A 24,859-nucleotide genomic window follows, 5' to 3' on the forward strand; every position below is an offset into this window, starting at 1 on the left:
ATTTCAGGAGGCAAGAGATTTAGCGGAAAAGGCCGGAATGTTCGGGGAGCAACGCGAGAAACTCTGCGTGCTCCAACGGCTTCGAACACAGGTAGCCCTGATAATATTCGCAGCCCTCGCTCGCTGCGATTGCACGCTGATCTTCGTTTTCGACGCCTTCAGCGATCACTTTCAGCCCAAGCGCCTTGGCCATGGCGACGATGCCCCTGAGGACCGCAAGATCGCGTTCGTCGATGGTAATCCCGTCGATCATCGCACGGTCGAGCTTGATCGCATCCAGCGGCAGAATTTTGAGATAGCGGAAATTGCAGAACCCCGCCCCAAAATCATCCAGTGCAACTTGCACCCCTGCCGCGCTCAGTTCCCTCAGGGCTTCCGCGCTTCGCTCCAGATCGGACACCAGCGAATGTTCGGTGATCTCGATCGTCAGCCGGTCTGGCGCATGGCCGCTTTCGGCGATCAGTTTGAGAAACTCGCGTGCGAAGCTGCGCGACGCCAGATCTGCCGGTGTGATGTTGAGGGAGAGACGCAGGTCGGCATTCCAGCTTGCGGCATCCGATAATGCCCTGTCCGCGATATGCCGCGATAGCTGCGCCACATGATCGGTCCGTTCCGCGATCGCGAACAGCTGGCTCGCGCCGATCCGGCCAAGCTGCGGGTGCTGCCACCGTGCAAGAGCCTCCGCCCCGATGATCGTTCCATCGTCCAGCGAGACCTGCGGCTGATAGACGATTTCAATCTGGTCGGCATCAATCGCCCCGAGCAGATCGGCGTCGACTTCGGCGCTTCTGCGGCCGGGCACGGTCAGGCCCCGGTCGGACCAAAGGATGCGCCGCCCCTTGTGGGTACGCGCCTCTTCCAGCGTTTCAGCCAGACGGTCGAATATCATCGTCGGCCCCTCGCCCGGTGCCGGTCGCATCAGCGCAATACGGGCCCACAAACGGAGGTTGCCCGCATCACCCAGGCCCGAAATCGGATGCGCTACAGCGTCTGCAAGCGCTTCCGCCAGCCATTGCCACCTCTCGCGGCTGCAAGCCTCATGCGCCGCAAGAAGGAAATTGCCGCCTCCTAGCCGGGCTGCGAGCCAGTCGCCTTCTTCGAACTCATCTTCCGCGAAATGAAGAATGCGCTGCGCAGTCGTGACTAACGCGCCGTCGCCAGCGTCTTCGCCATAAGCGAGATTGACGGCGTTGAACCGTGCCAGCCCGATCAGCATCGCATGAACCGGCGCAGTTCGTCCGTCGGCGATGGCGCTTTGCTGCCACGCCGCCAGGGTCCGGTGCGCTCTTTCCACGCTGGCAAGACCGGTCAAGTCATCACGCAACGGATCGACATCTCTTTTTGCAACACTGGCCATGCCCCTCCTTAGCGGCACCTGTGACAATAGGATGCCAAGATTTCCAATGCGTTGCCAAATGGCACAGCACCCCATAGGACTGCACGCCGCACCATCATGTGCGCGCGGAGGGGTAATTGAGCAGCAATCACGGTTTTCGGAACCTGGCACTCGCCATTTCCGACACGGCCAAGGCAGCCGAAACTGCCGAAGAACTGAAGCATATGCATGACTGGGTCCCGATCGAGGAAGCGGACGCAGTTGTCGCGCTTGGCGGTGACGGTTTCATGCTGCACACCCTTCACGGGATGCTGGATTCGGGCCGGATCATTCCCTGTTACGGAATCAACCGAGGCACTGTCGGCTTCCTGATGAATCGATACCGTGCCGGTGTGAAGCTGCTCGACAAGGTCAATCGCTCGCGTTCTATCGGTATCTCTCCCTTGAGGATGGAAGCGGTCACGCAAGACGGCGAGAAACACGTCGAATGCGCGATCAATGAAGTGTCGTTGCTGCGTGAAACCCGCCAGACTGCAAAGCTGGAGGTTAGCGTGGATGACAAGGTCCGGATCAAGGAACTTGTCGGTGATGGGGTTCTTGTCGCCACACCCGCTGGGTCGACTGCATACAACCTGTCGGCAAACGGGCCGATCCTGCCGCTCGATTCGCAGTTGCTGGCGCTAACCCCGATCAGTGCATTCCGCCCGCGCAGATGGCGCGGTGCCATCCTGCCCGACCGTGCTACAATCCGGTTCAAGGTGTTCGAGCCTGCAAAGCGCCCTGTCGCTGCCGTTGCCGACCAGAAGGAAGTGCGCGACATCGCCGAAGTAAGCGTCGAGATTGCCTACGATTCGGAGCTGACTTTACTGTTCGATCCTGGTCACGCCCTCGACGAGCGGATCGTGGCTGAACAATTCATGGTGTGAATGCACAAACTGGGGTTGCCAAACAAATCAGGCCCCAATATAGGCCCACCCCTGCCCGCGAGACATCGCGGCAACAAGGGCTGTTCCCCGATAGCTCAGCGGTAGAGTAGGTGACTGTTAATCACTTGGTCGTTGGTTCGAATCCAACTCGGGGAGCCATCCTTTCCCAAGGATATTGAGACGGTTTGGCCGGTGCGTTCAAACGCTCTGGCCGGTACGCCCGCGCCTTTCGGGAAAGTCAGCCAGAAATGCCGGATCGGCGATGCCGAACCACCGCGCAATTTCCGCTTTCCGGTCCCAGATTTGTTCATAGTCGATCATCAGGACCTGGCCAGTTTCTGCCGCCGCACGGAATGATTCAGCCTGCGCTTCGACACCCGCGATAAAGGCTGCCTTGCGTGCGCGACCTGTCAACCAGAGAGCGCGCGGCAATCCCAGCTTCGCCGCCTGATCGCGCAGCCATCCCCGCCGCCGCAAGCTTGCAAAGACGTCTTCCGGTTTGCCCGTGACGAATATGATCCTTGATCGGGTAAATTCCTCGGTGCCGGCAAATCGGGGCAGATGCTTCAAGCCGTCTCGATCATTGCGATGGTTCAAGCTGGTAAAGCGGGCGCAATGATCGATCAGAAAAGTGGTGCCGACACCGCCCGGTGAAATGATCAAACAGGGCGGTACCGGGGCCGCAGGTTCAGCAGCGGGCACACAGCCGCGCGCACGCACCCTCGCAAGCCGGTGAAGCCGTATTTCGCGGCGAATCTTGCGGAAAGGCCAGCCCGCTGCGCGCACCAGACCTTCCCGCACATTCATGCCGTTATTACGCGACTGCGCCGTGGCAGTGCTTGTACTTGTTACCCGAACCACATGGGCACGGTGCGTTGCGGCTGATTACCTGATCGGCATAGGGATTTTCACGGTTGGACCCGCCCGGTCCCGCTGCCGCACGGGGGCTGCCCGCCAGCGAACCGAACAAGGACGCCTGCGAAGCCGATCCGTCACCATCGTTCGAATTGTCGAGGCCCGTCAGCGGATCGATATGTCCGGTCAAGAAGTCCGGCAGATCAGGCAATTCCTCCTGAACAGGCTGCTGAATGCGCAGTTCGCTTTTCAGCAGAATGCTGGTGATGTCTTCACGCAAGCTGTCGAGCATCTGTTCGAACAGGCCGAAAGCTTCCTGTTTGTATTCGTTGATCGGCTGCTTTTGCGCATGTGCACGCAGGAAGACGACCTGACGCAAAGCGTCGAGCGTCGCCAGATGTTCTTTCCAGAAATGGTCGAGCCGTTCCAGCAGGATGCTCTTCTCGACGCGGGTCCAGATATCCGGATCGGCATTGGCGATCTTCGCTTCCATCCGTTCATCGACCATGGCCAGAAGGCGTTCTTCGATGATTTCCGGTTCCACCGTATCTTCTTCCAGCCATTCATCGAATGGCGGCTGCAAATCCAGCACTTCTGCGACGCGTTCTTTCAGCAAATCCATGTTCCACTGTTCCGGATAGGATCCCGGAGGGCAGGATTGCATGACGATGCTGTTGACCGTGTCATGGCGCATATCGACCACCACATCGCCAACCGTTTCGCTGTCCATGATTTCCGCGCGCTGTTCATAAATGACCTTACGCTGGTCGTTCATGACATCGTCGTATTCAACAACCTGCTTGCGGATGTCGTAGTTGCGCGCTTCGACCTTTTTCTGTGCGGTTTCAATGGCTTTCGACAGCCATTTTGAACCGATCGCTTCGCCATCTTCGAGGTTGGAGTTCATCATCCGCGAAAACAGCGTGTCTGGCCCGAAGATGCGCAGCAGATCGTCTTCCAGGCACAGGTAGAACCGGCTCAGGCCCGGATCTCCCTGACGCCCGGAACGCCCGCGCAGCTGGTTGTCGATACGGCGGCTTTCGTGCCGTTCGGTTGCCAGCACGAACAGGCCGCCAGCTTCCTTGACCTTCTGCCGTTCGGCGCCGACTTCTTCCTCGATCTTCTGGATCGCGGCATCACGTTCCGGCCCTTCCGGCATACCGGCCAGCTCGGCCTCGATACGGAATTCGACATTGCCGCCCAGCTGAATATCGGTGCCGCGGCCCGCCATGTTGGTCGCGATGGTGACAGCGCCCAGACGGCCGGCCTGTGCAACGATATGCGCCTCACGTTCGTGGAAGCGTGCGTTCAGCACTTCGTGAGCGACGCCCTCTTTCTTGAGAAACTCTGCCAGCAATTCCGATTTCTCGATGGAAACCGTACCCACCAGAACCGGTTGGCCAATCTCGTTCTTCTCGCGGATCGCCTTGGCAATGGCTGCGAACTTGTCTTGCGTGTTCTTGTAGAACTCGTCCTCTTCGTCGATCCGCTGGACCGGCTTGTTGGTCGGGATCTCGACCACGTTCATCTTGTAGATGTCCCAGAATTCGGACGCCTCCGTGGCAGCCGTACCGGTCATACCGGCCAGCTTTGGATACATCCGGAAATAGTTCTGGAAAGTGATCGAGGCCATCGTCTGGTTCTCAGGCTCGATCTTGACGCCTTCCTTCGCCTCGACAGCCTGGTGCAGGCCATTGGACCACCGACGCCCGTCCATCATGCGGCCGGTAAATTCGTCGATGATGACGACCTTGTCGTCCTTAACGATGTAGTCGGTATCGCGCTTGAACATATGGACGGCTTTCAGCGCCTGATCCATGTGATGCACGATCTGCGTGTTTTCGACGTCGTACAGATTGTCGGTTTCCAACAGGCCCCGCTCGATCAAGAGCTTCTCGATCTCCTCGGTGCCGTCTTCAGTCAGGCCGATATTTTTGCTTTTCTCGTCCTTCTCGTACCAGTCTTCGGGGATTTCCTTAACGATCGCATCGATCGAGACATAGAGATCGGTCTTGTCTTCTGTCGGACCGGAGATGATCAGCGGGGTCCGCGCTTCGTCGATCAGGATCGAGTCGACTTCATCGACAATTGCGAAATTGAAAGTCCGCTGGACCATCTGGTCACGGCTCTGCTTCATGTTGTCACGCAGATAATCGAAACCGAATTCATTGTTGGTGCCGTACGTAATGTCGGAACCGTAAGCCTCGCGGCGCTCATACTCGCCCAGATTAGGCACGATCACGCCGACGGTCAGGCCCATCCACCGATAGAGCTGGCCCATCCATTCCGCATCGCGGCTGGCGAGGTAATCATTGACGGTGACCACGTGGACACCCTTGCCCTCGACCGCATTGAGATAAACCGCCAGCGTCGCCACCAGCGTCTTGCCTTCACCCGTGCGCATTTCGGAGATTTCGCCGCGATGGAGCACGATGCCGCCAATCATCTGCACATCGAAATGGCGCATACCCAGCACCCTGACGGATGCCTCGCGAACCGTCGCAAAAGCTTCCGGCAGAATATCGTCGAGGGTCTTGCCCTCTTCCAGCATAGCGCGGAATTTTACTGTCTGCGCCTGCAGTTCCTCGTCGCTCAGAGCCTGAATTTGAGGCTCCAGATCATTGATCTGATTGACGATTTTACCAAGCGATTTGACGTAACGATCGTTGGACGATCCGAATACGGACTTCAGGAGTGAATTGATCATGCGAAGTCTTTCGAGAGACAGAATATGGAGAGGGCCGCCCCGGCGCAGCGCGCAGTGAGGCAGCAGAATTGGTTAGCCGGTTAAAGCTGGGCGCTATTCGTGCGCGCGGTCAGCACCGAACTGAACGGTCGGGATGAAGATTTTGACCGCTTTGCGCGTCTTGGCCCCGCGTTCGGATCCCGCAACATCTGCCGGGCCGCGACGCTTGGTATCGCAGGCGCACTGCACCTGTTTGCCAGGCTCGCTGACTTCCGCGCTGGCGACCTGTTCGCAAACACCGTTCGAAACGGCAGCGCCCACCGGCGTACCAACGGCGGCAAGTCCGGAAAGAAGCGCAAGAAAAGCGAGCAAACGGCGCATGGCATTCTTTATAGGTACGCCGCGCCGGATAGTCCACTGCGAGAAATTGCCAAGATCCGGATTGCGGGGACCACAACGAGTAACTAAGCGACAATGCCATGGAACTTGCACGCTCTCCCTTGGCCACTCCCTTCCCAAAAATGCCGGAAATCGGCGGAGTAACCCTGCGCATCGCGCGTGCGAGGTACAAGGAATGGGACCGCGCCGACCTGACCTTTGCCGAATTTGCTGAAGGCACTGCGGTTGCCGGGGTATTTACACAGAGCGCGTGCCCGTCGAACGAAGTCGAAATGGGGCGAGAGCAGGTCAAACACGGCAAGGCCCGGGCGCTGATCGTCAATGCGGGCAACGCAAACGCCTTCACCGGATACCGCGGCCGCGAAGCTGTCGAGCAGATCGCGGAACAGGTGGCCGCTCATCGCGATTGTGCACCTGCCGAAGTGTTCGTCAGTTCAACCGGGGTCATTGGCGTGCCTCTGCCGAAGGACAAGGCCCGCGATGGCGTGGACGCTGCGCTGAATGCGGAGCCGTGCAGCTGGGAAGACGCCGCGAACACGATTGCGACGACCGATACTTTCGCCAAAGGTGCCACGGCATCGGCAATGGTGGGCGGCACACGCGTCGAGATTTCCGCGATCATCAAGGGCAGCGGGATGATCGCGCCAGACATGGCAACCATGCTCGGCTACATCTTCACCGACGCAGCAATCGACCCGGCATTCCTGCAGGAAATCCTGTCAGAAGCGAACCGGCGGACATTTTCGTGCATCACCGTCGATAGCGACACGTCGACCAGCGATACCGTGCTGGCGTTCGCAACCGGCGCTGCGGGCAATGTGCCAATCAGATCCTATGACGATGACGGAGCGGACGCGTTCGCCGCGGCGCTTCACGATGTCTGCCTGCAGCTGGCGCAATCGGTCGTTCGTGACGGCGAAGGCGCAAGCAAATTCATCGAAATATCGGTGAGCGGCGCTGACAGCGACGAAAGCGCGCGGAAGATCGGTTTGTCGGTGGCGAATTCTCCTCTGCTGAAGACGGCCATCGCCGGGCAGGACGCAAACTGGGGCCGTGTGGTCATGGCGGTTGGCAAGGCCGGGGAACCTGCCGACCGGGACAGGCTCTCGATCGGGTTCGGCGGGATCTGGGCCGCGAAAAACGGCCAGCCCGTTCCTGACTATGACGAAGAGCCTGTCGCAAGACATTTGCAGGGGCAGGACATAACTATAGAAATCGACATCGGAATTGGCGGCGGCAGCGCGACAGTCTGGACCTGCGATCTGACCCACGGATATATCGACATCAACGCGGATTACAGATCGTGAAATCACTGAACGAAGCCATGCGCGAACTGCTGGTCCGTGTTTCGGAGACAGCAATTCTGCCCCGTTACCAGAACCTGACGCAGAGCGAGATTGCCGACAAGGGCAAGAACGAGCTGGTCACAGTCGCTGACCGTGAGGCAGAGGTCAAGCTGGCAGAAGGATTGGAAGCGATCCTGCCCGGCCTCGCGATTGTCGGCGAAGAGGCTAGCGAAGCAGACCCGTCTGTTCTTGACGGCCTGTCGCAGCAGTGCTGGATTATTGACCCCATCGACGGGACGGGAAACTTTGCCAGCGGCAAGCCGCCATTCGGCATCCTAATCGCACTATGCGAGGGTGGTCTGACACAGGCTGGATGGATTTACGATCCGCTCGAAGGCCGGTTCTGCCATGCGCACCGGGGCGAAGGTGCGTTCATTGACGGTGAACGCATAACCGCCCGCACTACCGGACAGACACCGCCGATCGCGGGTATCTCGACCCTGTTCATGGAAGACGGTTTGCGTGAAAAAGTGCAGCATCATATCGCGCCGCATTATTCGCTGGTCGACATTCCGCGCTGTGCAGCGGAACAATATCCGCGGCTAGCGCTAGGCACCAACGATGTCAGCATATTCAACCGCACGCTGCCGTGGGATCATGCCGCAGGCGTACTTTGGCTCAACGAAGCGGGCGGCAAGGCAGCTCGCAACGATGGCAGCGAATACCGCGTGGACGAATGGGATCGTCCGGGCCTGATCGGCGCGGCCAGCCCATCCTTGTGGGACGAGCTGGCCGAACGGGTTGCCTTGATCAGCTAAAAGAGAACTTTAGAGCTCGCTTTCAATCCAGCCCTTTAGCTGGCTTTTCGGCGCTGCGCCCAATTTCTGCGCGACAGCTTTGCCGTCCTTGAAAAGGACCATGAGCGGGATCGACTGGACACCGATTTCACCCGGAATGCCGGTGTTTTCCATGATATCCATCTTGGCGATGGTGACCTTGTCGGAAAGCTCTTCGCTGATTTCTTCAAGCGAGGGGCCGATCATTTTGCATGGTCCGCACCATTCGGCCCAGAAATCGACCAGCACGGGCTTATCGGATTCGAGTACGTCGGTTTTGAAACTTTCATCGGTGACGTTGATTGTCGCCATGGTAAATCTCCTGTTCTGTTGTGCCCTATCTAGGCACGAAGCATATTTACTCAACGTCCATTGGCGGAAAGCTTTCCTGCCTTGTGGACAAACGCGACTTGCCTGCCACCATCATCTCGGCCGGAATCTCGATGAGTTTAGGGGTCTGAGTATAGAGCAATGCGGCCCTGACAGCCTTGTCCGGATAGATCGCCTGCAATGCTGCGCCGTAGGCTGACATCTGACGGATTGTCGCCTCGGGCACTTGTGAAAGCGTTTCGGGCGGACGGCGCGCAGTCTTGAAATCGACAACCGTGACCTCGCTGGCGGTCACCAGAAGGCGGTCGGCGATCCCTGCGACTACCTGCCCATCGACGGTTGCCGCCAGAGGAACCTCTGCCAAGGCCTGGTCGGAAAACAACGCTGCGAACGACGCGTCGCCAATCACCCGGATCGCGGCGAGAGCGATCTCATCCCGCGCAGGTCCGGAAAGGTCGGCTGCGTGTACGGTCAGCCATTTCTCGGCGCGATCGTTCCTTTCCTCAACGGCGACATCGGGCAGCCTTTCCAGCAATTTGTGGATCAAGACGCCGCGCCGGGCCGCCTCGCGAACCGCATCTGGGGGAAGCGGCGGGTCGGCTGCTTGCTCCTCGCCCGCAGCCGAAGGTGCCAATGGCCGAGGCGGGCGCGGTTCGGGCCCGATCGGCGTGGTGACCCAATCCGGCAAGGAAACGGGACGAGCCGAATGAGCGTCAGGTGTCTGACCACCGGATACCGGCTCGGGCCTTTTGCCCCAGATGCGGTAACTGCCGAACGCACTACCCTCCTCGCTTTCCTCTGGCATCAGCGATTCGAGCCGCGCATACCAGCTGTCGGGCGCAGGGATTTTCTCCGTCTTGCCCAGCGCGCCGCCGACAAACAGCGCTTCTTCCGCACGGGTCATCGCCACGTAAAGCAGACGCCAGTGTTCTTCCCGGCCAATCGCCATGGAAGCTTCCTTGGCCTCGCGCACAGGATCGATCATTTCGTCCGTTCTGAGCGAAAGTACCGGCACTTCAATCTCGCCGCCGCCCGCCCTTTTCTCTGTCAGGGTCACGCCGCCGACGTCCGAATTGTCGGGGTTCCCGGTCGCATCGGCCAAAATCACGATCGGTGCCTGAAGCCCCTTTGAACCGTGCACAGTCATGACACGGACCAGCCCCTCACTCGCCCCGGCTTCGCGTTTCAGATCGCTTTCACTGGCATCGAACCACTGGATAAAACCCTGCAAACTGGCGGTGTGAACCGAACTGTATCCCAGAGCCGCATTGAGCAATTCATCGATCGGATCATTCGCCTCTTTCCCAAGACGCGCGATCAGCTTCTTTCTGCCTTGCCATGGTCCCAGAAGCATCCAGTGGAGCAGCGCCTGTGGCGGCTCGAAATCGGCCAGCCGAAGCAAATCGCGCAGCCGGTCTGCGGTTTCTGCCGCCAGCGGCGCATCGCTTTTCCTGATATGATCCCACAGCCGCACATTCTGATCGCGCCAGGCGTGCTGAAGCAAATCTTCCTGCGACCACCCGATCAGGGGAGACACCAGCAGGTTCGCCAATTCTAGATCGTCCAGCGGCTGTGCAGCAAACCGCAGGGCTGCCATCAGATCCTTGACCGCAAGTGGTTCACCCAACCGCAGGCGGTCGACCCCCGCAACGGGAATGCCTTTGGCATAAAGTCGCGCCACGATCAGTCCGGCCAGTTCCTTGCGCTTGCGGACCAGCACCATGATATCGCCCGGTCCGGCATTCCTCGGCGTGCCGCCCTTGACCAGCGGATATCCGTGATCGAGCCAGTCCCTGACCTGATTGGCAATCGCGTCCGCCATGCGGCGTTCAGACCCGGTCACGCGCAGTTCGGTGCCATCATTGTCGTCGCTTGTGGCTGCATCGTCGTCCGCCGGGGCGGCGCTGATCGGTTTCCATAAAACGACTTCGCCCGGCCGCTCGTCACCTTTGTGTTTTCCGGGATCTCGGGTCAGGCCGAATGCCTTGATCCCGATCTTTTCAATCACCGCATCGACGAAATCGAGCACCGGCTGCGCCGTGCGATATGACCTGCCCAGCCCCAGTTTGAGCAATTCGCGGACATCGTTACCACCGCGGATTTGAGCTGCATTGTCCGCTGCTGCCGACATTTCCTTATCAAAATGCTCGCGCGCGATCTCGAAGTTTTCAGGGCTGGTCCCCTGAAATCCGAAGATCGCCTGCTTGTAATCGCCGACAACAAATATGGTTCGCAGCTTGTCATCATGCTGCCCTTCTCCGGCGAAGAAATCCCCGGTGAGCGCGCGAATAATTGACCACTGCGCCTCGTTGGTATCCTGCGCTTCATCGATCAGGAGGTGGTCGAAACGGCGGTCCAGCTTGTAGCGTATCCAGTCGGCCATATCCGACCGCGAAAGGAGCATCGCGGCGCGGCGGATCTGATCATCGAAATCGATGAAGCCTTCCCGGCTTTTCGCCTCATCCCAGCGCAGCGCGAACCGCCGCCCGACGCGCAAAGCGGGTGCCAGGCGGGCGGCAAACGCGAACCGCATCCGCATCTCGGTGATCTTCGAAATCGAATCCAGAGCGCGATCTGTCACGGCCTGGTAATCAGGTTCGTGTTTCACGATGGAAGCAAGCCACCGCGGAGCCTTGGATTTGGTGAAAATCCCATCATTCAGTTCATCGATTTTCTCGAGCCGAACTTTCGGGCTCGCTGCCAGCCAGTCTGCAACCGCGTCAGCAATCTTGAGACCGGTCGGCCTGCCCCACGACACTGCCGCAGCAGCGCATTGCTTCAGCGCGTCGACATCGAAATTCTCATCCGTGCAAAGTTCAGCCAAATCTTCTGGCTTTGCATCAACGCCCAGACCCAACAGGCTCTTGACGCGCGGCATGAGGTCATCCGGCCAAGCGTCCGGTCCGAACCACAATTCGCGCGCATTGGCACACCGCATCAACCATGCCTGCGTCTTGTCCGCGGCCATCTGGATGCTGAGCATGGCGAGAGAATCCAGCAGGTCGGTTTCGCCTGCACTTTCCCATTCAACCAGCATGTCGGCCAGCACATCATGGGCGAGCAGCTCACGGTCGCGATCTTCCATCGCCCTGGTGCCCGGAGCCAGTCCTGCTTCTTCTGGAAATGCAGCCAGTAGCCACTGCGCGAACGCGTGGATTGTATCGATCCGAAGCCCACCGCCCGGGCAATCGAGCACGCTGGCAAAAAGGCTGCGAGCGCGGCTTTGCGTTGCCTGGTCGATCGGGGCACCGATGGCCCGTAAATCCTTCGCCAGAACTTCTGGTTTCATGCGCACCCAGTTGGCAAGCACTTCGTTCACACGGGTCGCCATTTCGGCTGCGCCAGCCTTGGTAAATGTCAGACACAGAATCTGCGACGGATCGACACTTTGGCGCAGCAGCAAACGCAAAACGCGGGCTGAGAGAACTTGGGTCTTGCCTGTGCCCGCCGATGCGGACAGCCAAACACTCTCCTGCGGATCAACCGCCAGCGCCTGATTTTCCTGCAGCGGGAACACCCGGCCTGTTTTCGGTGCGCTGCTCATTCCTCGCGCCCCATCCATTCTTCCAGCCGCATCAATTGGTCATAGGTGGCATAGACTTTCGCATCGGGGTTCTGGCGCGCCGTGAACGGCGCATCGCCCAATATCCAGGTGTCCAGCGCATCATCGAGAAATGCCTGCGCCTGCGGCAAGAAGTCTTCAGGCATTATGTTGCTTCGGTTCTGCCCTTTCTTGACCGGGGTCGAAACAGAACCGAAGCCTGTTTCGCTATTGTCACTTTTCGCCAGCGACCAATATTCGAATTTCTCTGGCGTACCTGACAGTGCCGGGAATGCGCCCTTCTGCGCCATCAGGCCGATTGTGCCGAGCTGCAGCGCATAACCGGCTGCCACCTCTTTGTTGCTAGGCGCTTTCCCGGTTTTGTAATCGACGATTGCCAGCCCGCCGTCTTCCAGCTCGTCGATCCGGTCGACCTTGCCGAATATAGTCACGCCGCGCTCTATCATCTCGGCCCATTCTTCGAACAATCTCGGCTTTCGCCCTTCGAATTTCGCAATTGTGTCCTCGACCCACTCAAGCCCTCGCATCAGGCGCGGCTGCCAAAGGGCGCGCATCAGCGGGTGCGAATTCATCTGGCGCAGGCCCTCCTCCGCAACTTCCACCATAGGCCGTCCGGTCTTGTGCCAGTTCTCCAGAATTTCGTGCGCCGCTGTTCCCTGCCACGCGGGCGATGGCCTGGCATCAAGCGTGTCGAGTTCCTTGAGGCGCAGAATCGAACCTGCATAGAACTGGTACGGATCGGACCGCAGCCGATCGAGCGCGGTTACACTGATCCTTTGCTTCCGCTGCTCAGGCGTTGGGCAAGGCTGAGGCACTTCATACGGCCCCGCCCGCTCGGCATTGTCAATTTCAGCGGCCAGTTTCGGCACCTGCTGTTCGATATGGCGATCAATAAGATCGTCGCCCAGCAGCGCCTTGACCCTGAGCAGGAACCGGGAAGGTATCGCCGGCCCGTCCATGTCCCTTTCAGCCCTGCTCAGCACAACCTCCGGTGCACCAAGCGCACCTGCAAGGTCATGCGCGGAAAGACCGATCCGGAAGTCTGCGCCAGGCACTCCCAATGCCCGCAAGACCGGCGGTGCCAGCAACGGGTCGCTTGACGGTGTCGCAGGCCAGCTGCCTTCATTGAGGCCCGCGCAGATAACCAGATCAGCGCGGCTCATCCGCGATTCAAGCAGACCGTAAATTGAAACCCTGGGATGTCCGCCATATGGGGGCCGAACCGCCACCGCTTCCATCGCATCACGGAGTGCGACATATAACTCGTCAGCTTCAAGACCGGTTTTGGTATCAGCGCAGTGAAGCCGCAGATCTTCAATGAACGCAGACAAGGCGCGGCCGTCTTCTCGGCTCCATAGCGCATCACCGCAGAGCAGCTCGCCGGCCTCGGATAGCAGGGTGATGAAGTCTTCCAGCGGCTGAGGCCCGTTCGCGTCCAGCAATGGCTGCAAGATGTCACACACCTGCGTGAACCATTCAGAGACATGCACCTCTTCCGCAATCGGCTTGAGCGGGTCCAGACCCGGTGCCGGCCGCGGTCCCCGCAAAGCGCGCTCGAACTGCCGGGCAGCTTTCAGCCAGTCCCCGCGCCCATCGTCGAACTTCACCAATGGATGCTGAAGCAGTGCCAGCAATTGTACCGGGGCGGCGCGTTCGGCCATCACTTCTGCAAGCAGCAGATACAAACGGCCAGCAGCCGTCTGCGAAAGCGGCCGCCCAGCGGAATCGTCCGCCTCTATATGCCAGCGGCGCAAATGCTGGACGATACGGCGGGCGAGACCCCGATCTGGGGTGATTACCGAAACCCGCTTCTCAGGCTCTTCAAGCGCCTGCCTGACAAGCAGCGCGACGGCCTGTGCTTCGGTCTCGGGGTTGGCGGTTTCCATGATACGCACACCGGACAGGCGGCGTTTTTCGGGCGGCAGATCGACCCAGCTTTTGCTGGCTTCAGGCGGCAGGAACAGGCTGGAAATTGCATGGGTCCGTTCTGGCGGCGCAGCGGCCAAACCCTTGCGGTGCCACTGCTGCACTTCACCGCGCGCTATCCCCATCCGATTGAGGAGCAATTTCAAGTGATATTGCGGATGGGTCACCGCATCACCGCGTTCGAACACCGGTCTGCCTGGGTCAGGAGAACCGCCCGCAGCGCCCAGTTCGTCCCATACCTCGTCATCCAGGGCGAGATCGAAATCAGGCAGGATCACCGCACCGCCCGGCAATTGCGACACGACCTTGAGAAGCCTTGCAAGCGCGGGTGCCGCACTGGTTACACCGGCCGCCACCACCGGGGTTTGTGGGGGCGTATCCTTCCACGTTTCCGCAGCATGATCGTACAAACGGTTGCGCCGGGATGCGGCATCAATCCGGCCCATGTTCTCCAGCTCAGCCTGCCAAGCTTTCTGGACAGCATAAAATAGCTTGGTGTTGTCTTCCCAGTGACGGGCATTACCCTCCATCGCAGTAAGCGTTTCCGGTTCCCACAGCTGCTCTGGCGAAATCTCTTCCGCTAGCAGCCTGTCCATCGTTTCTGCCTGTTGCCTAGCCAAACGCAAGACCGTGGCCGCGTTCGGAACAGTCATTCCCAGACGTGCCATCGCTGCAGGGATGATGTCCGCCAGCGTGAGCCAGCGGCGTGTTGGTTCTACCGCAGCAGGGATGCCCAGCGCGCCGAGCGGATCAAGCAGGCTGCCCAGCGCTTCGTCGAGATCAAGGTCGCCGACCACCGCCATGCGCGGCATCAGCATTCCCTGCCCGCCTTGTGCGCCGTAGTGCCTGATGAAAGCCTCGTTCACAGTGCGCATGGCGCGCGAACTCGGCAGCAGCAGGGTCAGCCTGGCAAGCCCGAATTGTTCCTCGGAATAGCGCGGGACGAGACCGGCAACGAGTGCATCGGCAAAACCGCGATGCGCAGCGATGGAATATATCTGCGGCGTCTGGCCGCTCATGCGGCTGGCCTATCCACGTTGCAGCGCTTCCTCGGTCGGCCTGATTGCCTCCGGCGTGCCGACTTCGAACCAGTTACCGGTAAAGGACGTCCCGTAAAGGCGCCCCTCTTCGATCGCCCGGTTCCACAGCAGATTGGTCGAAAAATGACCCTCTGGCGCATCCCTCAACAGGCGGTGCGATACCAGTTGGATGCCGGTGTAGATGAATGGCGCGATACGCCCGGAACGCCGGCGACTGACTTTCCCGACCGCGTCCATGTGAAAATCACCCTTGCCGCTGAAATTGAGCGCTCGGGCATGCGGCACGAGAAGCAACAGCGCGTCCATGATTTCCGGATTCCATCGCCGGGAAAGGTCGTGAAATGCATCGCGTGGCCCGTCGAGCCAAATATTGTCGGCATTCAGGCAGAAAAACGGGTCAGCCAGTTTCGGCTGCGCCTTGATCATCCCGCCGCCGGTTTCCAGCAATTGCTCGCGCTCGTCAGAGATCGCGACCTTGGGCGATGTGCGGTCCTGAAGATGTGCCTCCAGTGCATCGGCAAGATAATGGACATTCACGACAGCGTTCTCGACACCAGCAGATGCAAGGCTGTCCAACGCATAATCGATCAGCGGTTTTCCGGCGACGCGAACCAGCGGCTTTGGCTGTGATGCAGTCAACGGCCGCATCCTTTTTCCCAGCCCGGCAGCCATGACCATGGCGGTGTCGGATGCGAGCTTCGTCGTCATTCCGGGCGCCCTCCCTTGGCGTCGCGTATATGGCCGGGAATATTGGCATCGAACCAGTCCGCCAGCGGTGCAAGCGCGGGATGCATCAGGTCACGTTCCAGCGCGTCCCAGACACGCGGTATGAAATCCAGATAATGAGGTTTGCGATCACGTTTGTTGAGCCGTGTGAAAATGCCCACGATCTTTGCGTTGCGCTGGGCACCAAGGCGCGCGAAGTCGGCCTCAAAATCGGCGCCCGGTGCCGCAGTGGCGATATACCGGTCGAGCATTTGCCTCTCCAGTTCCAGCGACACATCGCGCCGCGCATCCTGCAGCAGTGACACCAGATCGTATGCCGGGTGGCCCACCAAAGCGTCCTGAAAATCGATCAGCCCCTGCTCGCCCGACCCGTCCTTGGCCGGATTCAGCAACATGATGTTTTCGGCGTGATAATCGCGCAGTACAGTAACGCCGGGTGCCTGCCTCTCCACGACGGGCGCCAGCACTTCTTTCCAGGCCGCGCGGTAACCTTCGTGATCCGCATCCAGCCCCATCGCAGGGCAGAACCATTCGGTCAGCAAATCGGTTTCACGCTGATATACGGCCATATCGTATGGATCGAACGGCCCGGCCGGGCTCTGATGGAGCCGCGCAAGCGCATCGATCGCGGCGGCATAGGCTGCCTGTTCACCCTGCGGATTTTCATCGAGCCAGTCGCGCATCCGGTCATTGCCGAAGTCTTCGGTCAGGACCCAGCCCGAACCGGCATCTTCGGCATAAATCTCCGGCGCCCGCTGGCCATGCTGGCCCAGCCATTTGGCGACGTGAAGAAAAGGCTTCGGGTCTTCCTCCGGCGGCGGGGCATGCATCAGCATCGCCCGGCGGTCCGCGTCCCTGATCCTGAAATAGCGCCGGAAAGACGCATCGCCTGGGATCGGGCTTACCTCGGCCCCCGCCCAGCCTGATGATTTTAGGAAAGAATCAAGTCCGTCGGGCAAATCGTTCATGACAATCGGGATAGCCAATTCTGGCCGCGTTGGACAATCGCAATCCGCCCCTCATCCGCAGTTTCCAGCGTGATGGAGAGGCAGCCTGCCTCATGCGAGAATCCGCCAGCATTTTCGGGCCACTCCGCGATCAGCGCCGTGCCATCGCGGTAATCGTCAAGACCGATTTCCTCGGCTTCCCGTGGATCTTCGAGGCGGTAGAAATCTGCATGCACCACGGGCAGCGAAACCGCAGGGGGATCGTAAGTCTCGATTATTGTAAAGGTCGGTGACGGCACTTCGCCCTCGTGGCCAAGCGCCCTGATGATCGCTCGCGCGAGTGTTGTCTTGCCTGCACCGAGACCCGCATTCAGCGCGACCACGTCACCGGGTTCCAGCACACCCGCAATTCGGCTGCCCAATGCCTCCATCGCAGCCAGATCGGGCAGGTTCACTTTCATGGGAGCCGAATGATCGCGGATGTTCCGGCGTTCTTTTGTGACTGGATTTCCAGCGTCCCGCCATGCGCCTCGATCAGTTGGCGGGACAGCGGAATGCCCAGCCCCTGACGCTTTTCATCGCCCTGACCGTCCAGCGCACGGGCAAGTTCCTGCTTGGTCATGCCCGCCCCGCTGTCGGAGATGACAATCTGGGCCACGCCTTTCGGCTTTGAAACATCGACCAGTATTTTCCCGTTTTTGGGCGTTGCTGCAATCGCATTGTCGAGCAACTGGCCAATTGCCCGGCCCAGTTGCCGCGGATCGGCCTCGATCTTGCCGCTTGCCTTGCTGCCACGAAGGTCGAGGGTGAGTTCACCAGCATTGATCGACGTTTCGCGCGCGCGAACGACATCGGTTACGAACGGCATCATATCGATCCGCTCTTTCGCAAGCGGCAACAGCCCCGCTTCACTCTGTGACAGATCGAGCACGTTTTCGACCTGCTCGGTGAGACGCGAAACCGATTCCAGAATCGCCTGCACATATTCGCGGCCCTGATCCGACAGATCGCCCGCGATACCCGCCTCGAGCAATTCGGCGAACCCGCCAATCGAGGTCAGCGGTGTGCGGAATTCATACGACATGTTGGACAAGAACCGCGTTTTGACTTCGTCCGCTGCTTCCAACGCCTTGTTCCGCTCTCGCAGGGCGGCTTCCGCCTGCTCGTTCGCGGTCACGTCGAGGACTGTCAGCAGCCCGTTACCATCAGGCAGCGGAATACCGGCAAATTCTAGTGTGCGGCCATCATATAGCAATATCCGGCCCGCCTGTTCCTTTCGGTCAAGCGTGGCTGCGCGAATAACCTCACCGATCGACTTTGCCTGTTTCGGCTGTTCGAGGTTCGGTGCGATCGCTTCCAGCAATTCGGGCGCCGCCGGATGCGCATCCAGCAATTCGGGGTCCAGCCCCCACGTGCCGGCAAAACTGCGGTTCCACAGCTGTAGATGCCCGTCGGGCGCAAACACCGCCAGCGCTTCGAACAGACTGTCGAATGTGGCTGTACGTGTTCGCAGCAGCGTGTCGCGGGTTGCGGACAGGGCCAGCTGTTCGGTGCGGTCTTCCGCGATCATCACCAGCCCGCCATCGGGCATCGGCTGCGCAACCACACGCAAATGGGTTCCGTCCGACAACGGCCAGGCTTCTTCCTGCGTTTCGTCGGATGCAAACCAGGCTGTATGTTCGGCGCGCCATTCGGGGAAATCCCGGACTTCGGGTGTCTTCCCATTTTCACGCGCGTTCGACAGCAGGCGTTCAAACTCAAGGTTTTGCGCCACCGCGCCGGAATTCAGACCGAAGATGCGCCGGAAAGGCTGGTTCGCAAATACCAGCTTCCGCTCTCCATCGAACTGTCCGACCCCGATCGACAATTGATCAAGGATCGACCGCTGTGCATCGCGAAACGCGCGGAACTGACGGCCCAGTTCTTCCATCTCCTCGATATCGACAGCGTACCCGGCGACACCCTCACTGCCGAGCGGTAGGTCGCTGACCCGCATCGCGCGCCGCTGGCCATCGATGGTAGTCGAAACAACGCGCTCAATCGGCAGGTTCTTTTCTGCCGCCTGCCCGGCAATCTGAGCCGCTGTCAGGCCATCTACTGCCTCAATGAGTTCAGCCTGTTTCTCAACCGCTGCATCCGCATTCGCTGCACCGACAGCATCGACATAGGCCTTGTTGACCAGTTTAAGCTGTGTGTCGCGCCCGCGAAACCACATCGGCATCGGGGCCGCTTCGATCAGTCCGACCAGCGCACCGAAATCCCCGCGTGCGCGGGCGGCTTCTTCGCGCAGACGTGACAGCTCGCTCTCGCTCTCGCTGAAATCGAACACCCACACCAGCGCGGCACCGCCGGGGGACACTTGTGGATCCGCCAGGACACCGCGCAGGGCCAGACTGCGCTGCGATCCCGGCGGGGTCAGTGCCATACGAAACGGCGCAGCAGTTTTCTGCGCTTTGCGCACCAGTTCGGTCAATTCGGTAAGCTGGCCTTTTGACAGGCCCTTGCCGGCACCGCCGTCCAACTCGCTGAGATATTCAGGCAGTTTATCCAGACCGAGCCAGCCGGCGAGGCGGTCGGAACCTTCGATCCGCCCATCGGTCCGGATCATCAGCGGAATGGCCGGTGCTTCGTCAATCATGCGCGCCATCCGGCGGGCGGCCTTTTTGCTGCCTTCTGCCTTGCGGGCCTTGGTACTGGCAGCGATCATCATCCAGGCCGCTGCCGCGGTCCAAACCGCGAGCAAAAGCCCGATTCCAATCATTGCTGTGGGCGAAAATTCCATGACTGGTCAGCTATGCGCGGCAGAGGCTTGATGCAATGCCGGTTTCCGATTGTTGGGCACAAATACGACAAACGCCACCTCCGCAAAACGGAAATGGCGCTTGTCTGCGGCGTATGACGCCAGAATGTTGGTCAAAGCCTAGTAGCGATAGTGCTCCGGCTTGAACGGGCCATCGACCGGCACGCCGATATAATCGGCCTGCTGTTGGCTCAGCTTCGTAAGCTGGACGCCCAGCTTGTCGAGGTGGAGCGCCGCGACCTTCTCATCCAGATGCTTGGGCAAGACGTAAACGTCGTTCTCGTAATCATCACCCTTGGTGTAGAGTTCGATTTGCGCCAGAACCTGATTGGTGAAGGAACAGCTCATCACGAAGCTTGGGTGGCCGGTTGCGCAGGCAAGGTTCACCAGACGCCCCTTGGCAAGAATGATCAGTTCCTTGCCATCGGGGAATTTCACCAGATCGGTGCCCGGCTTCAGTTCGGTCCAATCATAATTGTCGAGCGCGGAAATCTGGATTTCACTGTCGAAGTGACCGATGTTGCAGACGATGCTCATCGGTTTCATCGCCTTCATGTGATCGGCGGTGATGACATCTTCGTTACCGGTCGTGGTCACGAAGATATCGCAGCGCTTCGTTGCCTCTTCCATGGTCACGACCTCGTAACCTTCCATCGCCGCCTGAAGCGCGCAGATCGGATCGATTTCGGTGACCATTACACGGGCGCCGCCGTCGCGCAGTGACTGCGCCGAACCCTTGCCGACATCGCCGTAACCGGCAACGCAGGCAACCTTGCCCGACAGCATCACGTCGGTCGCACGGCGGATCGCGTCGACCAGGCTTTCGCGGCAGCCATACAGATTGTCGAATTTCGACTTGGTGACGGAATCGTTCACGTTGATAGCCGGGAACGGCAGCTTGCCCTGCTTGGCAAGGTGGTAAAGGCGGTGAACGCCGGTGGTGGTTTCTTCGGAAACACCGTGCAGGTTGGCGACCGTCTTGGTGAGATAGCCGGGATTGCGCTTGATGTAGTCTTTCAGCGCACGCTGCATTTCGATTTCTTCAGCGTTCTGCGGCTCAGGCATTTCCTCGCCCGCTTCGAGGCGTGCACCCCAGAGCGCGAATGCGGTCGCATCACCGCCATCGTCGAGGATGATATTTGCCGTCCGGTCGCCGTCTGCGTGGGTCCACCAGTCGAAGATCTTGCCGACATAATCCCAGTATTCAGCCAGCGTTTCACCCTTGATGGCGAAGACAGGGATATCCTGATCGGCGATGGCCGCTGCCGCATGATCCTGCGTCGAATAGATGTTGCAGGTTGCCCAGCGCACTTCCGCACCGAGCTCAACCAGGGTTTCGATTAGGACAGCTGTCTGGATCGTCATATGCAGCGAGCCGGTGATGCGTGCGCCCTTCAGCGGCTTGCTGGTGCCGTATTCTTCGCGCAGAGCCATCAGGCCCGGCATTTCGGTTTCAGCAATCTTGATCTCGGCACGGCCGTATCCAGCCAGCGAAATGTCCTTGATGATATAGTCTTTGTCAGCGGCCACGCGGCGTCTCCTGAGTGTCAAAAAATTGCGCCCGCAGCCATGGCTATCCGGGCGCTTGAATGTTGCAGTTCGTGTAGCGGTCGAGGTGCCACGATGCAAATATAAAGATATCTTTATATCATGTTGTCATTGCCCACCGGCACCGACGCCCTATATCGAGCGCCACGGCAACTTTCTATGAAAGGAAATTACACGATGACAATTTCTGTTGGCGATAAACTGCCTGACGTAAAGCTGGTCAAGGCGACCGATGCGGGGCCCGAGGCTGTTCAGTCGAGCGACTATTTCGCTGGCAAGCGAGTTGCCCTGTTTGCAGTCCCCGGCGCCTACACCCCGACCTGTTCTGCCAAGCATCTGCCCGGTTTCGTAGAAAAGAAATCGGACCTTCAATCGAAAGGCATTGATGAGATTGCCTGCACTTCGGTGAATGATGCATTCGTCCTGAATGCCTGGAGCAAAGACAACGACGCTAGTGACATTGCGATGCTGGCAGACGGAAACGCCGACTTCGCCAAGGCGATTGGCCTCGACGCGGATTTCCAGGGCTTTGGAATGGGGCAGCGCAGTCAGCGTTACTCGATGATCGTCAATGACGGTGTTGTCGAGCAGCTGAATATCGAAGCGCCCGGTGATTTTTCAGTTTCGAGCGCGGAATACCTGCTCGATCACATCTGACCGGATATCCAATCAGCTAAAAAGGGGGCGAACCGCTATTTGGTCCGCCCCCTTTTTCATGGCTCAGCCATAACCCATCAGGCTCAGTACTTCCTTGCGGCTGCTCTGGTCGTTCAGGAACGTACCCATCAGCCGGCTCGTGACCATTCCCACGCCCGGTGTCCTTACACCGCGTGCGGTCATGCAGGCATGGCTGGCCTCAATAACCACCGCGACCCCGTGGGGTTGGAGGTGGTTCCAGATACATTCCGCGACTTCGGCCGTCAGACGTTCCTGAATTTGCAGACGCCGGGCATACCCATGCAGAACGCGGGCGAGCTTCGAAATCCCGACGACATGATCGCGCGGCAGATATGCAATCGCGGCCTTGCCGATGATCGGGGCCATGTGGTGTTCGCAATGCGACTGAAACGGAATATCTTTCAGCAGGACTATTTCGTCATAGCCGCCGACTTCCTCGAACACCCGGCTTAGATGGACCGCAGGATCCTCGCCATATCCCTGACAGTATTCTTTCCACGCGCGGGCGACGCGCTTTGGGGTATCGATCAGCCCTTCGCGGCTTGGATCGTCTCCGGCCCATTCGATCAGAGTGCGGATCGCGTCCTGGACATTTTCCGGAACGGGAGGCTTCCCGCGTCCTGTGTCTTCATCGGGCCCTACGAGGCTGCTCATCTATCCACCACCTTGATCATGACTTGCGCGCAAATGAAAACGCGCTTGGGCGTCTTTCACCCAAGCGCGCTGACATTGCAAATGGTGCAACGGCGGATTCGTTCCGCCCTGCCCCTTATTCCTTTGCTTCGGATTTCTTTTCGGGCGTGACTTCGGCCTGTGCCTTCTCGGCCTTTTTGCGGCGTTCGAAAATCTTGGCCATTTCCTGCTCGTCGCTATCGCTTAGCTTTTCCGCGAAATCAGGGAAGTGGTCCTCTTCCTCTTCATCGATGTGATGCAGATAATCATGCTTCAACTGCTTGAACTTCTGCAACCAGGCCGCAGACGACATGTCGGTGGCAGCAAGATCGTTCAGCGCTTCGTTCAGCTCGTGGTGTTCAGCGACCGAGTGGCGTGTTTCATCCGTGGTTTCGGGCTTGCGCAACATGGTGGAATAGACCGCCTGCTCCTCTGCCGCCGCATGGCTTTTCACTTCCTTGGTGAATTTTTCGAACAGGTCGCGGCGCGTTTCGCTGTCACCTGACGTATCCTCGATTTTGTCGAGTAGTTTGCGGTGATCGTCATGGTCGGCTTTGAGACGTTCGAAGATGGCTTCGGCTTGGGACATTTTAACTTCCTTTTGAATGGGCTACGCCATCCAAACGAGCCGGAATGCACGTGGTTCCGCTCCGCCTTGGAAGCCGCACACAAAAGCACCATATTCCTCCCATGAAGTATGAAGACGCCCGCTATCCCACCGCCGAAGTTTTCGAGCTTGAGGCACGCGGGGCGCTTGCCTCCATCCCCGCACCGCTAGGGGAGCAATTGGAAGGCATTGCCTTGCGAATAGACGAATTCGCATCGGCCGATCAGCTGGCAGCAGTCGGGATAGAGAGCCGGTGGAACCTGACTGGCCTATATGAAGGCCGTCCGATCAGCGAGGTTTCAATCTGGGAAAGCGGTACGCTTCCTGCGCTCATATCGCTGTTTCGCCAGCCACTCCTGCGTGAATGGGAAGAAACCGGTGTCGGTCTGCGTGATCTGGTTCGGCACGTGGTGATTCACGAGGCCGGACATCATTTCGGGTTTTCGGATGACGATATGCACGCCTTGGAGGATTCGGTCAGCGACTGATCCGCGCCGTGGGCGGGAGGCGGAATCGCCATCATCCATCGCCATCTGGCTCAAACAAAAAAGCCATCCCGTGAAGGATGGCTTTTTATTGGCGCGCCCGGAAGGATTCGAACCTCCGACCCCCTGATTCGTAGTCAGGTACTCTATCCAGCTGAGCTACGGGCGCGCTTGGAGGGCGGCACATAAGGGGGCCTGTGCAGCTTGGCAATCCCTTATCACACGCTTTTTCAAAAGAGTTGGCCAGCAAGCTCGATATCGAGCGGTGGTTTCTGCAATTTCGCGATCTCGTCTGGCATGAACCAGTCGATCGCGCCGCCTTCCAGCGCGGCGGGCACCCCGCCCCATTCGGCGATAGTGTAAAGAAGGATTACAATCGGAAAATCGGCGTCTGTCTGCGTAGAATCCGCGAAACAGTTCGCAACACAGTCTTCAGGCTTGATCGTCACTCCCAGTTCCTCAGCCAGCTCTCTTACCAGCGCATCCGCAGGGGATTCGCCTGTTTCGACCTTTCCGCCAGGGAATTCCCACAACCCGCCGTGGTGCTTCTTCTCGGGCCTTTTATGCATGAGGAAGCGGCCTTCCCTGTCATGCAGCGCACCGGCGACCACGAGAGTCCATGTCGGGATATTTTCCACTCAGAAGCCCCTCTTCAACCTTTTCTTAAGAACTTTGAACCAGAAAGCACTCATCAACTTCGCGACGAGAACAGGTGTGACAATGGGACTGATGCAACTCCTAGACAGGGTAGCAAAAGACAAAACCGGTGGCACCGCGATCGAATACGGGTTGATCGCTTCCTTGGTTGTCATCGCCTCTATCGGTGCTTTCGATGCTGTTGCAAACGAAAACACCGGATTGTGGGCGACGATCTCAAGCAAGGTGGGCGACAATATGGGCAACTGAGGCAACTAAGCTTGGGCGCTTAGGAATTTGTCAATCAGTTGCTCCTAACACACCCATTACTCGATCTGGGTCAACCAGAATGGGTCGGGTACCGAAGACTGAACCAGGAGACTACACATGAAGTTCATCAACAAGCTTCTTCGCAACGAAGAAGGCGCCACCGCCATCGAATACGGCCTGATCGCTGCTCTGATCGCAGTTGCTGCTATCACTGCAATGCAGGGTCTGGGTAACGAGCTGAACACCACGTTCACGACCGTTTCGGACAAGATGGGTGAAGGCAACACTGTCTAATAGACGGTTTGCAT

22 protein-coding genes and 2 tRNA genes are annotated in these 24,859 nt (G+C 59.0%); 8 read left to right on the plus strand and 16 right to left on the minus strand.

Features of this window, described 5'->3' with window-relative positions:
• Positions 1–19: 19 nt before the first annotated feature.
• Positions 20–1,357, minus strand: a complete 1,338-nt coding sequence (locus tag PO778_RS05225) for a bifunctional diguanylate cyclase/phosphodiesterase (RefSeq protein WP_271438855.1) — start codon at positions 1,355–1,357, stop codon at positions 20–22.
• 116 nt (positions 1,358–1,473) lie between these two features.
• Between PO778_RS05225 and PO778_RS05230 the strand changes: the two genes are divergently transcribed.
• Positions 1,474–2,262, plus strand: coding sequence for an NAD kinase (locus PO778_RS05230; RefSeq protein ID WP_271438856.1), 789 nt, complete (start codon positions 1,474–1,476; stop codon positions 2,260–2,262).
• 84 nt (positions 2,263–2,346) lie between these two features.
• Positions 2,347–2,421, plus strand: a tRNA-Asn gene (locus PO778_RS05235).
• Positions 2,422–2,460: 39 nt separating this feature from the next.
• On the opposite strand, the gene PO778_RS05240 is transcribed toward PO778_RS05235, so the two are convergent.
• The 3 genes from PO778_RS05240 to PO778_RS05250 all read right to left on the minus strand — a co-directional run bounded on the left by PO778_RS05240 (position 2,461) and on the right by PO778_RS05250 (position 6,184).
• A complete protein-coding gene (locus PO778_RS05240) occupies positions 2,461–3,069 on the minus strand; it encodes a hypothetical protein (protein WP_271438857.1) in 609 nt (202 codons plus the stop codon).
• Between the two features lie 7 nt (positions 3,070–3,076).
• Positions 3,077–5,824 carry a preprotein translocase subunit SecA gene (gene secA / locus PO778_RS05245; protein WP_160730006.1) on the minus strand — a complete coding sequence of 916 codons (2,748 nt, stop codon included), beginning with the start codon at positions 5,822–5,824 and terminating at the stop codon, positions 3,077–3,079.
• Between the two features lie 93 nt (positions 5,825–5,917).
• A complete protein-coding gene (locus tag PO778_RS05250) occupies positions 5,918–6,184 on the minus strand; it encodes a hypothetical protein (RefSeq protein ID WP_271438858.1) in 267 nt (88 codons plus the stop codon).
• Between the two features lie 98 nt (positions 6,185–6,282).
• Here PO778_RS05250 and argJ point away from each other — a divergent pair, with 98 nt between their 5' ends.
• Both argJ and PO778_RS05260 read left to right on the plus strand, forming a co-directional pair.
• Positions 6,283–7,509 (plus strand): bifunctional glutamate N-acetyltransferase/amino-acid acetyltransferase ArgJ, encoded by a 1,227-nt coding sequence (argJ, locus tag PO778_RS05255; RefSeq protein ID WP_271438859.1) that lies wholly within the window; start codon positions 6,283–6,285, stop codon positions 7,507–7,509.
• Complete coding sequence (locus tag PO778_RS05260; RefSeq protein WP_271439347.1) at positions 7,503–8,306, plus strand: inositol monophosphatase family protein; 804 nt, start codon at positions 7,503–7,505, stop codon at positions 8,304–8,306. The genes argJ and PO778_RS05260 overlap by 7 nt, the downstream gene beginning before the upstream one ends.
• A 9-nt stretch (positions 8,307–8,315) precedes the next feature.
• Here the strand turns inward: PO778_RS05260 and trxA are convergent, their stop codons facing one another.
• The 8 genes from trxA to ahcY form a co-directional block, all read right to left on the minus strand.
• The gene (gene trxA / locus PO778_RS05265; protein ID WP_160730009.1) at positions 8,316–8,636 is read right to left on the minus strand and encodes a thioredoxin; all 321 of its coding nucleotides are present in this window, start codon (positions 8,634–8,636) and stop codon (positions 8,316–8,318) included.
• A 46-nt stretch (positions 8,637–8,682) separates the two neighbouring features.
• Complete coding sequence (gene addA / locus PO778_RS05270; RefSeq protein ID WP_271438860.1) at positions 8,683–12,198, minus strand: double-strand break repair helicase AddA; 3,516 nt, start codon at positions 12,196–12,198, stop codon at positions 8,683–8,685.
• Complete coding sequence (gene addB, locus PO778_RS05275) at positions 12,195–15,161, minus strand: double-strand break repair protein AddB (RefSeq protein ID WP_271438861.1); 2,967 nt, start codon at positions 15,159–15,161, stop codon at positions 12,195–12,197. The genes addA and addB overlap by 4 nt, the downstream gene beginning before the upstream one ends.
• A 9-nt stretch (positions 15,162–15,170) precedes the next feature.
• Complete coding sequence (locus PO778_RS05280) at positions 15,171–15,890, minus strand: nucleotidyltransferase family protein (RefSeq protein WP_271438862.1); 720 nt, start codon at positions 15,888–15,890, stop codon at positions 15,171–15,173.
• Entirely contained in the window at positions 15,887–16,876 is a 990-nt protein-coding gene (locus PO778_RS05285; RefSeq protein ID WP_160730013.1) for an aminoglycoside phosphotransferase family protein, read from the minus strand. Before PO778_RS05285 ends, PO778_RS05280 begins: the two co-directional genes overlap by 4 nt.
• Entirely contained in the window at positions 16,873–17,316 is a 444-nt protein-coding gene (tsaE, locus tag PO778_RS05290) for a tRNA (adenosine(37)-N6)-threonylcarbamoyltransferase complex ATPase subunit type 1 TsaE (RefSeq protein ID WP_271438863.1), read from the minus strand. The genes PO778_RS05285 and tsaE overlap by 4 nt, the downstream gene beginning before the upstream one ends.
• Entirely contained in the window at positions 17,313–19,637 is a 2,325-nt protein-coding gene (locus PO778_RS05295) for a PAS domain-containing sensor histidine kinase (protein WP_271438864.1), read from the minus strand. Before PO778_RS05295 ends, tsaE begins: the two co-directional genes overlap by 4 nt.
• Before the next feature lie 138 nt (positions 19,638–19,775).
• Positions 19,776–21,185 (minus strand): adenosylhomocysteinase, encoded by a 1,410-nt coding sequence (gene ahcY / locus PO778_RS05300; RefSeq protein WP_271438865.1) that lies wholly within the window; start codon positions 21,183–21,185, stop codon positions 19,776–19,778.
• Positions 21,186–21,380: 195 nt separating this feature from the next.
• Here ahcY and PO778_RS05305 point away from each other — a divergent pair, with 195 nt between their 5' ends.
• Positions 21,381–21,860 carry a peroxiredoxin gene (locus tag PO778_RS05305; protein ID WP_271438866.1) on the plus strand — a complete coding sequence of 160 codons (480 nt, stop codon included), beginning with the start codon at positions 21,381–21,383 and terminating at the stop codon, positions 21,858–21,860.
• A gap of 63 nt (positions 21,861–21,923) precedes the next feature.
• Here PO778_RS05305 and folE read toward each other — a convergent pair whose 3' ends face one another.
• Both folE and PO778_RS05315 read right to left on the minus strand, forming a co-directional pair.
• Positions 21,924–22,535, minus strand: coding sequence for a GTP cyclohydrolase I FolE (folE, locus tag PO778_RS05310; protein WP_160730018.1), 612 nt, complete (start codon positions 22,533–22,535; stop codon positions 21,924–21,926).
• A 115-nt stretch (positions 22,536–22,650) separates the two neighbouring features.
• Positions 22,651–23,142 carry a hemerythrin domain-containing protein gene (locus PO778_RS05315; protein WP_160730019.1) on the minus strand — a complete coding sequence of 164 codons (492 nt, stop codon included), beginning with the start codon at positions 23,140–23,142 and terminating at the stop codon, positions 22,651–22,653.
• A gap of 101 nt (positions 23,143–23,243) precedes the next feature.
• Here PO778_RS05315 and PO778_RS05320 point away from each other — a divergent pair, with 101 nt between their 5' ends.
• Positions 23,244–23,648 (plus strand): metallopeptidase family protein, encoded by a 405-nt coding sequence (locus PO778_RS05320; RefSeq protein ID WP_271438867.1) that lies wholly within the window; start codon positions 23,244–23,246, stop codon positions 23,646–23,648.
• Positions 23,649–23,737: 89 nt separating this feature from the next.
• Here PO778_RS05320 and PO778_RS05325 read toward each other — a convergent pair.
• A tRNA-Arg gene (locus PO778_RS05325) sits at positions 23,738–23,814 on the minus strand.
• A 61-nt stretch (positions 23,815–23,875) separates the two neighbouring features.
• Entirely contained in the window at positions 23,876–24,283 is a 408-nt protein-coding gene (locus PO778_RS05330) for a (deoxy)nucleoside triphosphate pyrophosphohydrolase (protein ID WP_271438868.1), read from the minus strand.
• Positions 24,284–24,365: 82 nt separating this feature from the next.
• Between PO778_RS05330 and PO778_RS05335 the strand changes: the two genes are divergently transcribed.
• The gene (locus tag PO778_RS05335; RefSeq protein WP_271438869.1) at positions 24,366–24,551 is read left to right on the plus strand and encodes a Flp family type IVb pilin; all 186 of its coding nucleotides are present in this window, start codon (positions 24,366–24,368) and stop codon (positions 24,549–24,551) included.
• 117 nt (positions 24,552–24,668) lie between these two features.
• On the plus strand, positions 24,669–24,845 hold the full coding sequence (locus tag PO778_RS05340) for a Flp family type IVb pilin (RefSeq protein WP_160730021.1): 177 nt from the start codon (positions 24,669–24,671) through the stop codon (positions 24,843–24,845).
• The last annotated feature ends 14 nt before the right edge of the window (positions 24,846–24,859 follow it).

Source organism: Pontixanthobacter luteolus (assembly GCF_947494915.1).
GTDB lineage: Bacteria > Pseudomonadota > Alphaproteobacteria > Sphingomonadales > Sphingomonadaceae > Pontixanthobacter > Pontixanthobacter luteolus.